We start from the raw sequence: 11,795 nt of genomic DNA on the forward strand, positions 1-11,795 counted from the left end.
ACGAACAAGAAGAACCACCAGTATTCTGAGCGTAAAGCCCGACCAGAGAACTGGAAGTATTTCGAAAAACACGTCTTAACGGCTTCACCAAATCCCATTTTTCAATCCTTTTTATCTTTCTGTGCGCCGAAAACGCTTCGCCGCTTAGAAGAACTCACTCGTCCCTAAGGATGCGCTCACTATCCTTTTTGTTTGAAAGCAGAGGCTTATCATACGAGAGCGTAAAGAAGTTTACGCGCGGAAAAAATGTTGATTTATGAGTAAATAGATTCAAACATGCGAATTCGACACAACTTTCATTTTACCTCCGTTGTTGTCGCTGTCGCCCGACTTGTCGGGCCCTTCCGACTGCTAGAGTGAGTGCTGGCGGTCGGAAGGCCTATAATAATGATCGAGCGTTGGGAGGACGCGATGTTGAAACCTAACGCTCTCCCCATCTTTCCAGAGTTTGCACTAGCTTTCGCCAGTGTCGTCATGCGGCCTTCAAACATTGTTGGCGGCCCCGATAGTCAACGAAATGTTGTTCCGCCGACCAATCCCCACACGGCAAGTTTTGGGAAAGGTAGTCACAGGATCGAGGTATGTTCTATTGGCTGCGCAGCACTGGCTCGCTCTTCGGATAGTGCAGGCCATGTATTCTTCGCGTCTGAGCCAAGGGGTTCTGAAATACTACACGTTCATCGAACTGATGACGAGCGCGGACATGATCGAAGCCCTGAAGCGCGTGCCGGAATTTTCAACTCCGGTTGAATGAAGTTAGGAAGCAAAGGAAAAGTCTATGAAGATCGTATGCGGAATTCTCGCAGCCTTATCAGTTGTGTTTTTCACCCTTGGAGGCAGCGATGCCCATGCCAAAGACAACAAGGGTAAAAAGCCGAACAAGGGGGGCAAGGACGGTGATGTCAGTATTCAGATTGAAGACAAACCCGGCAAAGGCCCAAAGACTATCCCACCTGGTCAGATCAAACGCTACACGCGCGGTGCTAAGCTCCCATCTGATCTGAAGTTCGAGGATATTGGGGACCTTTCCAAATGGAAGCTGAAGGAGCCGGGCAAAGGAAACCGCTACATTCAGGTCGATGGTGAAGTCCTCGAAGTTACGAATGACCTGTCTACCGTTGTTGATGCCGTCGGCGTCGTCGGTGATCTTCTCAACTAGATGAAAGTACGATGTTTCAGGGCAAGAATTACCTCGCTTGTCCTGACTCTGGCCGGGGCGATCTTTCTGTGAACCCCGGCCCAAGTTGAAATCCCGGACACTGGACCTGGCGATGAAAAAAGCCCTTCTTGTACATTTTGCGCATACTACCTTTTCAGCAACGCGCGTCCAATAGGTCGATGACGTTCATACTTTTGGACCAATCCAGACGTCCAAAGAGGCTACAACCAATAGGGCAAGTGTACTTATGGGAAGAATAAAAGCGACTGGCGGGGCTATCAAAGACGAATAGTGACACGGACCAACCGACCTGAATATGGTTCAGAAGGGGCGTTCAGTTAGGCGGGCCGAATATCTGCTTGTCAGAGACTGAAAGGCGAAAGCGGCGATAGGGGAGCGCATGAGGGTTTGGCTATTTAGGATAATTGGGCTTGTCGCACTTCTCGCATTCGCAGCAGTCGCGTTTGTTTGGTTGTTGTTTGCTGCTCCGATGTTCTCGGACATGCGGCGCGACCTTGTGGAAAGAGTACTTTCGGAACAAATTGGTCGGCCACTTCTAGTAAACGATGATGTAAGCGTCGCGCTTAGACGCATCAGTCGCATTTACGTCGGTGGGGTAGTCATCCCGAGCCAGACAATGCCGGAGTTACCTCTTGTAGAATTGAACCTGCTAGAACTGGAGCTGGACATTGTCGCCTTGACCAACGGACGTCTGCACTTTGACAATCTGGTAGTGGAAGGCCTACAGGCGAATATTCTTACGGCCGCAGACGGCACAACAAGCTGGCGAAAAGACAGACCAACACTCAAGCAGGTGTCCGAGGAAACTGGATCAGCGGATGATCAAAAAGACGTCGTTAGCGCTGATAGTACCAATGAGAGCGACGCGGGAGGCCGTGGGATCCTGAACTTTCTGAGCGACAAGAACGTCAGTTTCAGGTCAATCGGGCTAAACATCGATGACAAGGTCTCAGGCTTCTCGTTTGTGTTTGACCTAAAGTCACTCGCTCTTGAACAAGCGGATAATGAAAAAAGAACGAAGGTCTCTGGTTCCGGCTCCGTCAACGGTCAGGGTTTCCAAATCGAAGGCGACTACCCACACGCCGCACCGTTTACGACACGCGCCAGTTTCGGGGAAATGACCGTAAGCTACGATGGCGAGCCGTTCTCGGAAGACGAAGGGGGTGGTTATCGAGCTGTATTGGAGATGGACACCGGTGAATTCGGCGATTTTCTAGATGTCATTGGATTGGAACGCGTATTGGAAGGCAATGGCCAGTTGCAGGCTGAACTCGTGTCTCAGGACGCCCTGAAGATCGAGGCGTTTACAACCACGGTAAGCCTGGAGGATGGACAGAGACTCGAAGCTGAAGGTTCAATAGATGACCTCTACACCGCTCAGGGCGTCGATCTGCTTTTCAACGCGCGGCTTCATCCCAAAGGACAGCCGCCGCCAGCAGCCAAAAGTATCCAGGATCTGAAGTTCACGGGCTTTGAAATGCATATGGTCGGATCCCTGGCTTCCTTCGAATTCGAGAAGTTGCTGTTCCAAACCAATGCATTCGACCAGGGGTTAGACGTAATCGGTCCAGCGTCTATCGAAAGCATTCGCCGCATGCCAGATGGCCGCTTGGCCATGCTGGGCATCGCGCTGCAAGCCGGGCCAATTGAAGAGCCTGTCCTGAAAGCCGAAGGTGAAATCCTCGATCTGCTTCAGCTTCAGGACGTAACATTCGATGGTGTGCTCGACGGGCCCGCCAAGTTGATTTTGCCCAACCTCAACGAAGACTATGTTGACCAGTTCGGTAGCATCAAAGCCGATTTCAACATATCCAATGCGGGTGGGCCGGTTTCACTCAACAGGTTTAACGCGACCACCTACGGGACCGATCTCTGGGCGCTCGATCTCGCACTATCTGTCAACGAGCTAAAAGGGCTTGCCGGTCTCGATTTCGACGTGAAATTGGACGTCGACGACAGCGCCGAGTTTCTAACCGCAGTGAACCTGCAACCTGTCGAGATCGGAGCACTAGCTATCGATGCTGAAACCTCCAAACAGGGCGAGGACTTTGATGCCGCAATCCAGTTTGAAGCCGGGTCTTCGCATCTTCTTGCTGCTTTAGACGCTGATTTCGCCAAGGGCGCTACTGTTGTTCGGGGCAACATCACGAGCGAAAGGCTCGATCTCAACGACCTGAAGAACCTGACTGCCGTGCTGGACCAACTGAAAAGCTTGGTAGGCGAGACCACAAAGGAATCTGAAGCCGAAGTTCAACCTTTGGTTTTACCGAAGGAGACAGACGTCCAGCCCTTAGTGTTGCCAAAGGAAAAAGGGAAACCTGCCGATCTTCTGGATGTACAGCGCGTGCTGCGAGAAGCTGACGTCGAGGTACAGATCGAATTCAAAGAAATTGTAGGGCAGCAAGGCGTAACATCAGTTTCCAGCCAATTGTCTGCCAAAGAAGGAACCGTGGATTTCGGCCCTCTTCAGATGACTTATGGCGGCGGAAACTTCAACCTGCGTGCAGTCATGGATCTGATTGACTCACCTGACTGGCTTTCGTTGTCGGGATCAACCTCGGGATGGGAATTCGGTGAGATCCTTGATGAATTGGGAATTGGTATTGATGCCTATGGCCGTTTGAGCGGGGAGTTCAACGTCTCTGGCGTTACCACCTCGGGCAAGGCCTTCATCAACTCCATGCGTGGCAATGCGTCTTTGTCGATGTCGCAGGGCTATATCAGTACTAGTTTGCTGGAGTTAGCCGGGCTGGGTATCTTCCCATGGCTGTTTTCGGAGGAGTTCCGACAAGGTTACACCGACATCACTTGCGTGTTCGCCCCCGTTGATATTCAAGCTGGGCGGGTGAGCTCAAACTCCATCATCATTGAAACGGGATCGGTTCAATTGGTTGCCAAGGGGCAAGTGGATTGGCTGAACGATACGATAGCAATAAGAGCGGAGCCGCGGCGCGTTGGAAGACCCCTATCCCGAAGCGCCTGGCCTTTTGATGTGACGGGCCCGCTTTCGTCACCAAAATTCAAGCTGGATGTGGGCGGGTCTAGAAACAAGGCTCCGGGCAGCGCTGATGCTATGCCTGTCGACAGGCAACCTTGTGTGCCGGACATCAATCAATTGCAATAATTGGACGCGACCTAGTTCTTCAGTGGTTCCGGCTGTTCAGCCTGACATGTCAGAACCGCCTCAATGGCTTTTGCAGACCCGCTGAGGTCGAGTTCAACCTCGGCGCCACTTTCACCAATAATCGTGACGCTTTGGCGTTTTCCAAACTCGGTTACAAACGCTGGGTTGTCGAAAAAGGCATAGCCACCAGGAACTCCATTCTTGAAGACACCCACCGCTTCGCCTTCGAATCTCGCATCACCAAAATCGAACTGTACGGTCCCGGTCGCCCCGTCCTCGATTTGAACCCAGGCCGGATTAAAAGCGGCAAAAAAGCCGCCGGCCTGATTGGGTGCTGCACCGATTTCAACGGTCATTTCATTTTCAAAGAGTTTCCACGCGAGACAGCCGCTACCCTTTTCGGGATCAATCAGGATTGTCCAGTCCCCGGATTCACCCCATCGCTCCATACCGGCACCCCACACCGCACCAGTGGAGATCAATGCCATTGCTGTCAGCGCCAACTTGTTCATTCGATGCCCCACACTTGTTCCGAAGATATAAAGCTGCATTCAGAGTATCGCGCTGGATTAATCAAATACAACCATTCGATTTATGGAATGTTGAGCCAACGCCGACGGCATCCGGAGAGCTTGTCCAACGACAGTTGTTGGCTGCACGCCAAACTTTGCAAAGTCCGCTTTCTGCGCATCGCTGACGTTGATGGCAACCTAAGCGTCGTTCGCTATGGGGCTCGAAGCAGTCATTGAATACGTTTGATCGACAGGCGGCTTTGTTCGCAGACCTGACGTAAGATTAAGTTTCTAAAAAGAGTGCGCCCGAATGTAAGCTTTTCCTGCTGCGATGGTAGCCACTGCTTGAATAGGGTGGAGCAAGACGGGACGGCGAGACCACGATGGCTTCGAGTCTCCAAAATTGGCTAGATGATCTCGGGTGCGGTAAGTACGCGAAGGTGTTCGCCGAGAACGAAATAGACATTGATGCACTTGCCTATCTGACCGATGACGACCTCCGAGAAATCGGCGTATCTTTGGGTGCTCGTCGAAAAATTCTGGGAGCGCTAGTCGCCGGCCAAGTTGCTGAGGTGAAGAAAGGCGCCGAGCCAGTAGAGATTGCGGATCGCAGAGAGGTGTCAGTCCTGTTTGCAGATTTGGAAGGGTTTTCCACGCTAGCTGGAAGACTCGGGCCCTAAGCTACCAGAGACCTACTGAACCTTTTTCTCTAAAGTTGATGAAGTCGTCGCTGCATATGGGGGCGTTATCGACAAGCATATCGGTGACAGCGCAATGGCGCTGTTCGGCGCGCCCATCGCGCGCGATCGCGATCCCGCGCGGGCGGTTAGGGCGGCGATAGATATCCATCGAGCGATGGTCGCCCTCAGCCAGGAACAAGCTCTGCCGCTAAAGGCGCACATAGGCATCGTAAGCGGCCAGGTGGTGGTGGCTGGAACGGGCAGCGATGTTCATAGAGAATACACGGTAGTCGGAGAGTCCGTGAACCTCGCCGCTCGGTTGCAGGATCTGGCGACGGGAGGAGAGCCCCTTATTCCATCGGCTATGAAGCGAGCAGTCGAAGACGCTTTTGTCACAAAGAGCTTTGGAGAAGTGGCGGTCCGCGGCATCGATCAACCCGTTTCAGTATGGCGGGCTGGCATCGTTGAAGACTTGTACGATCTGCGTCGACTAAAAGACGCCTCGTTGCACCTAGAACGGGTATCTGAACTGGAACAGATGCTTGGAGCCATGCGGTTCCAGGGCCGTCGGCTGATGTACGAAGCGCTGGTGCAGGAGGATTGCGGTAACACCGAACGTGCACGGAAAATGCTGGGTTCGGCTCTCTCGACATGCCGACGTGCGGGAATGAGTTATTGTGGGCCAATGGTACTCGCGGAAATGGCACGACTTGAGCGCGATCGCGATATCCAGCTGAAGTTATTGCAGGAGGGTGAGCATTTGTTAGAGCTTGGCTCGATGAGCCGCAATCATTTCTGGTTCAGACGCCTTGCGATCGAAGTTGCCATAGCCGGACACGACCCCACAGAGGCGAGCCGGCACGCTGAAGCTTTGGCAGATTTCACTCGCGCTGAGCCTCTCCCGTGGACTGACCAATACATATTGTTGGGTCAAAAATTCGCTCAAGAACACTCTTAGGCTGGTTGCGTTCTGAGAGGGCAATCTCGCGCCCACTAGCACCAGCGGTTGAGGCCGAAAAGTGGCGAATGGTTTTAGCAGTGGGGCTGCTGACTTAAAGACCTGAAAGCTTCCGCTTTGGGCTCGAAGCAGTCGTTCGGCAGAATTCAATGAATGCCTGCTACGTGGACAATGCTGACATTAGTTCGTTGGTAGGCAATGGCATTGGCTCGCCAAAAGCAGAAATTTCCGCTCCATACTTTGGTCGGGACGACGCCTTGGCTTTGCTCAATCACAGTGTAATCTCCGCACGCTTACCTTTTGACGTAGCTACACTAACTCGAATAACAGCCTGCTGTGCTCCCGATAGGACAAACAGCAGCATCGTAACGACGTCGTACTGCTAAGTTGCCTTATCAGTTTGAAAAGATGAACTAAGGCTTCTCTCCACCACCCCTAAACAAATTCGGATTTTTGACTTTGTTTGATTAGCACGTACAATTGCAACAGCTTTAGGCGCAAAATCCGCAAGTTAGGCCATCTTCACAAAGACGAAGAGAGGAACGCGGGCGGCACGGGAGGGGATATGAAGAGATTATTTGTTTGGCTTTTGGCCTTCGTGTTGCTTTCCGGCTGTTGGGAGAAAGAAGAAGAAGCGACCCAAACAGTAGTACGTCCTGTCAGAGCCACCGAGATTTCTGACCTATCCAGTTTGCATGACCGCTACTTTGTCGGAACGGCGAGAGCCGCACGCGAAGTGTCGTTGGCGTTTCGCGTGCCGGGCAATGTTGTCGGTGTCGATGTTCAGGTTGGCGACCTTGTGACGAGAGGTGCCGTCATCGCGGCCTTAGACCCAGCCCCGTACCAGGCCGAAGTCGATCGGCTTACTGCTGAACTTGAGAGCGCACAGGCGACGTTTGAAAACGCAAAATTGCAAACAGATCGGCAACGATCACTGGTCGAAAAAGATGTTGCTGCTCAGGCGACACTTGATCGGTTTGTCGCGGGCGAAACTTCAGCACAAGCAGCAATCAATTCTGTCCAAGGGGCTTTGGACAGAGCCACTCTGGATTTAACCTACACGAGCTTGGCGGCACCGTTCGATGGACGTGTTGTTGCCAAATACATTGAAGATTTTGAAGAAGTTGCAGCACAGACACCGGTGCTACGCATCCTGGACGCCGAGCACATCGAAGTCGTGATCGATATCCCCGAAAGGTACATTGCCCTGATCCCCCACATTGAAGACATAACCGTTACATTTGACGCTCTGGGGGACGTGGTTTTACCGGCGGAAATCAGCGAGATTGGATCAGAGGCTTCGGCAACGACCCGAACCTTCCCCGTCACGTTGATTATGGAGCAACCAGAAGACGCTATTGTTCTTCCGGGTATGGCTGGGCGCGTCCGTGGCCAGCCAAAGGAAGGGCACGAACCATTTGATGCGATCATGGTTCCGGCCAGCGCGGTTTTCGTGCCTGAAGGGGAAACAGATCCGCATGTCTGGGTGTTCGATGTCGGCTCAGAAACCGTAACGGCAAGGAAAGTTTCGCTTGGTACGCCCCGGTCGCAAGGGGTGGCTGTTAGTGAAGGTCTGGAATTTGGTGACGTCGTAGTCACTGCCGGAGCGAACTCTTTGCGAGAGGGTCAGAAAGTTTCGTTACTTTCTGAGGATACAGAGTAATGGGTCTCGCGGCGTTCTCAATCCGCAACGCCAAATTCGTTTGGTTCACGGTTGTCATGCTTACGTTGGGCGGCATTTCGGCTTTCTTTAGTCTGGGGCAGCTAGAAGACCCCGAGTTCACTATCAAAACTGCGGTTGTGACCACCCTTTATCCTGGCGCCAGTCCCGAAGAAGTTGAGCAGGAGGTCACAGAACGGATCGAGCTGAAGCTCCAAGAGATTAAAGAGATTGATTACATCTCGAGCGAAAGCAGGGCGGGTGTGTCGACCATTAAAGTCGAAATCCGCCCAAACTATTGGTCGGACCAACTGCCACAAATCTGGGACACGCTGCGCCGCAAAGTCAGAGACGTGGAAACAGACCTGCCCCCGGGCGCAGGTCGTCCTGCGATCAACGATGATTTTGGTGACGTGTTTGGTCTGCTGTTGGCGATGACGTCTGATGGATTCTCCGCCCGGGAACTTGATGATTTTGCCGAAGACTTCAAGCGAGAGCTCTCGTTGATCGACGGCGTAGGGCGTGTAGATTTGTGGGGGGAGCGCGACAGGGTCATTTATCTGGAAACACGCGAAGAAGCCTTGGCCGCATTGGGTGTTTCGGCGCAGACTATCCTCGCTACGTTGCAAACCCAAAATGCGATTGTGGATGCAGGTCGCGTGAACATCGGCGACTACCGCATGCGAATTGCGCCAAGCGGTACATTCACCAGCCCAACTGATATCGCGGATTTGGTTGTTCGGCCAAGTGGTCTGGACCAAGCTCAAAGCGGCCAACCTCGAGGGCCAGAGCTGCTAAGGTTGGGCGAAGTTGTTGAGGTCAAGGAAGGCTATGCTGACCCACCAACGACCATGATGCGCTATAACGGCCTTCCGTCTATTGGCTTGGCAATATCATTTCAGTCTGGTGTCAACGTTGTCAGTGTTGGGGAGGCTGTCGACGCCAGAGTAGATGAACTAATCGCAGGCCTGCCGGTGGGCATCGAACTTGAACGGGTTCATTGGCAATCTGACGACGTCAACCTGGCAGTCAGCAGTTTCTTAGTAAGCCTTGGCCAAGCCGTCGCGATTGTTCTGATCGTATTGACTTTGGCGATGGGTCTTCGCATGGGGATCATCATCGGCAGCGGATTGATCCTGACGATACTTGCCACTTTCATTCCGTTAGCGATGCTGGGAATAGATCTTCAGCGCATGTCCTTGGGCGCATTGATCATTGCGCTTGGCATGATGGTCGACAACTCGATCGTGGTAGCGGATGGTGCCATGGTTCGCATGTCACAGGGAATGGACCGCGCAAAAGCCGCAATCGATGCCGCAACGCGACCCGCTATGTCTTTGCTAGGGGCAACGTTCGTCGCTGTTATGGCCTTTTATCCAATCTTTGCGTCCGTTGAGAGCGCTGGAGAGTACTGCCGGACGCTCTTCTCCGTTGTTGGGATTGCGCTTCTCGTTAGTTGGTTGCTGTCAATGACCATCACCCCTTTGCAGTGCGTTGCCATGCTGCCGGAACCAAAGGGGGGAACCAGTGAAACCTTTGACACCGGTCTATACGCCGTCTACCGCCGTTTTCTGGCCGCCGCGATCCGCGTTCGCTACCTGACAATCGGAGTGGCTGTTGGTGCTCTTGTTATTGCAGGAGTGGGCTTTGGTTCCGTCACACAGTTGTTCTTTCCAACGTCGTCGATGACCAAGTACATGATCGACTATTACGCACCCGAAGGGACCCGGATAGAAGCCGTATCCGAGGCTATTACCCGCATCGAAGAACAGGTTGGAATGGACGATCGCGTGACGGGTATCGCGAGCTTCATCGGGGCTGGCCCACCGCGTTTCTACCTGCCGGTCGACCCCGAAGGAACAAACCCTTCCTACGCGCAAGTCATTGTGAACGTCGAAGATTACCGCGACATTCCGGAGATGACCAAGGAGATTTCACTTTGGATATCAGCTAATATGCCCGAAGCGACCTCCTTCACACGCCAGTTCGGTGTGGGGCCCAGCAATACTTGGGCTTTCGAAAATCGTATCATTGGTCCAGCAGATGCCGATCCCGAGACATTGCGCGAAATTGGCGACAGAGCAGTTGCGATACTGGATCAGCATCAATGGACGAAAGTGGCGCGCACCGATTGGCGCAACCGTGTCCTGAAAACTGTCCCAGACTATGACCAGGACCGAGCACGGTGGACCGGAATCACCTATGAAGATCTTGGCAACACAACAAAACGTGCATTTGACGGGCGTTCGGTCGGCCTCTACCGCGAAGGTGACGAGTTGCTGCCAATCATCGTCCGGCCTGGCGCGGAAGACGTTGCTGCCGTTGATAACTTTGAACTGCTGCAACTGCAGTCACCGTTTTCTGTTGAGCCTGTCCCATTGGCGCAGGTCGTACGCGGCGTGAATATCCAGCCCGAAGACCCGACGATCAATCGCCGCGACCGGCGTCGTGTTCTGACTGTGCAAGCCAATCCAATCGATAGTGTAACTCTGCCAAGTTATCGCGCCGCAGTTCTTGCCGATTTTGAAGCTTTGGAGGCTGAGTTGCCGCCGGGCTACAGCATGGAATGGGGTGGTGAGTACGAGGACACAGTGTCTGCGCAAGCGTCTTTGATTCCGGGTATGATCCCCGCGTTTTCGATCATGGCATTGATTGTAGTTGGGCTGTTTAACTCATACCGCAGACCGCTGGTTATTTTCCTGACTGTACCTTTTGTGCTGATAGGTATTGTTCCGAGCCTGCTCCTCACAAACACACCGTTTGGGTTCGTTGCATTGCTCGGGGGCATGAGCCTGGCGGGCATGATGATCAAAAACGCAATCGTTCTGATCGATCAGATCAACGATAACTTGGCAGAAGGTCAGCCAGGCTACGACGCTGTTTTGAATGCCGGTGCCTCAAGACTGCGCCCCGTCGTACTGGCCGCCGCCACTACAGTCTTGGGCGTGATACCGCTACTGCCAGACGTGTTTTGGGTGGGTCTTGCTGTCACGATCATGGGCGGTTTGACGGTGGGTACGATGCTCACAATGATCCTGGTCCCGGTATTGTTCGCCACGCTGAGTGGCATTCGACAGTCACCGAAAGCCGTTTGACGTCACCTTCATTGGCGGTCTTTGGATCGTTTTTTTGGAGCATGTAGTTGTTGAGTGTAGACAACTTATTGGGGGGTAAAGATGGACAATACAGTACTCTACTTTCTGGTCGGCATCTTCGTGGTTGGCCTAGTCTCATTGGGATATTTTGCCAAAGGTAGCGGTGCACTGCTTGTGATCGTGATATTGGTTGGCGTGTTGTTGGCAATGATCGCATTTTTTGGAGGTTACTTTGGCGAAACACCGAAGTGAGCTTGTAATGGCATTATTGAAGACGCGTCGCTAGTTACAGAAAACGTCAGTTGATCCGAGAACGAGGCTCATTGTATTCGCTGTGTTTTTGCTGCTCCGAGGAAAAGAAGGATTACCCGTTCTGATGGCCGACTTTCACCAGCGAATCCTGAGAATGTTGCCGCTGCGAAACTCTCTCTGCTGAACCGTTGTGGCGTGGCTCGCTGTAAAGCCCACTCCGGAGAATGTCCGCTTTGCGGGGTGCCCTCAACAGGTGGACGCAACACTTTAATCTTTGAGCAAAGATGGAGTGTTTCCCATGAAGTATCGTCGTCGCATTTACTATAACGCCGCA

The 11,795-nt window shown here is 52.9% G+C and carries 8 protein-coding genes and 1 pseudogene; 8 read left to right on the top strand and 1 reads right to left on the bottom strand.

Annotated elements, in window-relative coordinates:
• Positions 1-631 precede the first annotated feature (631 nt).
• The 3 genes from ACRZ91_RS21895 to ACRZ91_RS21905 all read left to right on the top strand — a co-directional run bounded on the left by ACRZ91_RS21895 (position 632) and on the right by ACRZ91_RS21905 (position 4,304).
• A complete protein-coding gene (locus ACRZ91_RS21895) occupies positions 632-754 on the top strand; it encodes a hypothetical protein (RefSeq protein ID WP_010437819.1) in 123 nt (40 codons plus the stop codon).
• Between the two features lie 24 nt (positions 755-778).
• Positions 779-1,159 (top strand): hypothetical protein, encoded by a 381-nt coding sequence (locus ACRZ91_RS21900; RefSeq protein WP_480908599.1) that lies wholly within the window; start codon positions 779-781, stop codon positions 1,157-1,159.
• A gap of 400 nt (positions 1,160-1,559) precedes the next feature.
• Positions 1,560-4,304: an AsmA family protein gene (locus ACRZ91_RS21905; RefSeq protein ID WP_480908601.1), complete on the top strand. Its 2,745-nt coding sequence runs from the start codon at positions 1,560-1,562 to the stop codon at positions 4,302-4,304.
• A gap of 11 nt (positions 4,305-4,315) precedes the next feature.
• Here the strand turns inward: ACRZ91_RS21905 and ACRZ91_RS21910 are convergent, their stop codons facing one another.
• On the bottom strand, positions 4,316-4,816 hold the full coding sequence (locus tag ACRZ91_RS21910) for a hypothetical protein (RefSeq protein ID WP_480908602.1): 501 nt from the start codon (positions 4,814-4,816) through the stop codon (positions 4,316-4,318).
• Between the two features lie 383 nt (positions 4,817-5,199).
• Here ACRZ91_RS21910 and ACRZ91_RS21915 point away from each other — a divergent pair, with 383 nt between their 5' ends.
• The 5 genes and pseudogenes from ACRZ91_RS21915 (at position 5,200) to ACRZ91_RS21935 (ending at position 11,461) form a co-directional block, all read left to right on the top strand.
• On the top strand, positions 5,200-5,496 hold the full coding sequence (locus ACRZ91_RS21915) for an SAM domain-containing protein (protein ID WP_480908605.1): 297 nt from the start codon (positions 5,200-5,202) through the stop codon (positions 5,494-5,496).
• A 34-nt stretch (positions 5,497-5,530) separates the two neighbouring features.
• Positions 5,531-6,454: pseudogene (locus ACRZ91_RS21920) on the top strand (adenylate/guanylate cyclase domain-containing protein); the annotation flags it as partial.
• 565 nt (positions 6,455-7,019) lie between these two features.
• On the top strand, positions 7,020-8,117 hold the full coding sequence (locus ACRZ91_RS21925) for an efflux RND transporter periplasmic adaptor subunit (RefSeq protein WP_480908607.1): 1,098 nt from the start codon (positions 7,020-7,022) through the stop codon (positions 8,115-8,117).
• The gene (locus tag ACRZ91_RS21930) at positions 8,117-11,209 is read left to right on the top strand and encodes an efflux RND transporter permease subunit (RefSeq protein WP_480908609.1); all 3,093 of its coding nucleotides are present in this window, start codon (positions 8,117-8,119) and stop codon (positions 11,207-11,209) included. Before ACRZ91_RS21925 ends, ACRZ91_RS21930 begins: the two co-directional genes overlap by 1 nt.
• Before the next feature lie 81 nt (positions 11,210-11,290).
• A complete protein-coding gene (locus ACRZ91_RS21935) occupies positions 11,291-11,461 on the top strand; it encodes a hypothetical protein (protein WP_170425586.1) in 171 nt (56 codons plus the stop codon).
• Positions 11,462-11,795 lie beyond the last annotated feature (334 nt).

This window comes from Ruegeria sp. O11 (assembly GCF_056535285.1).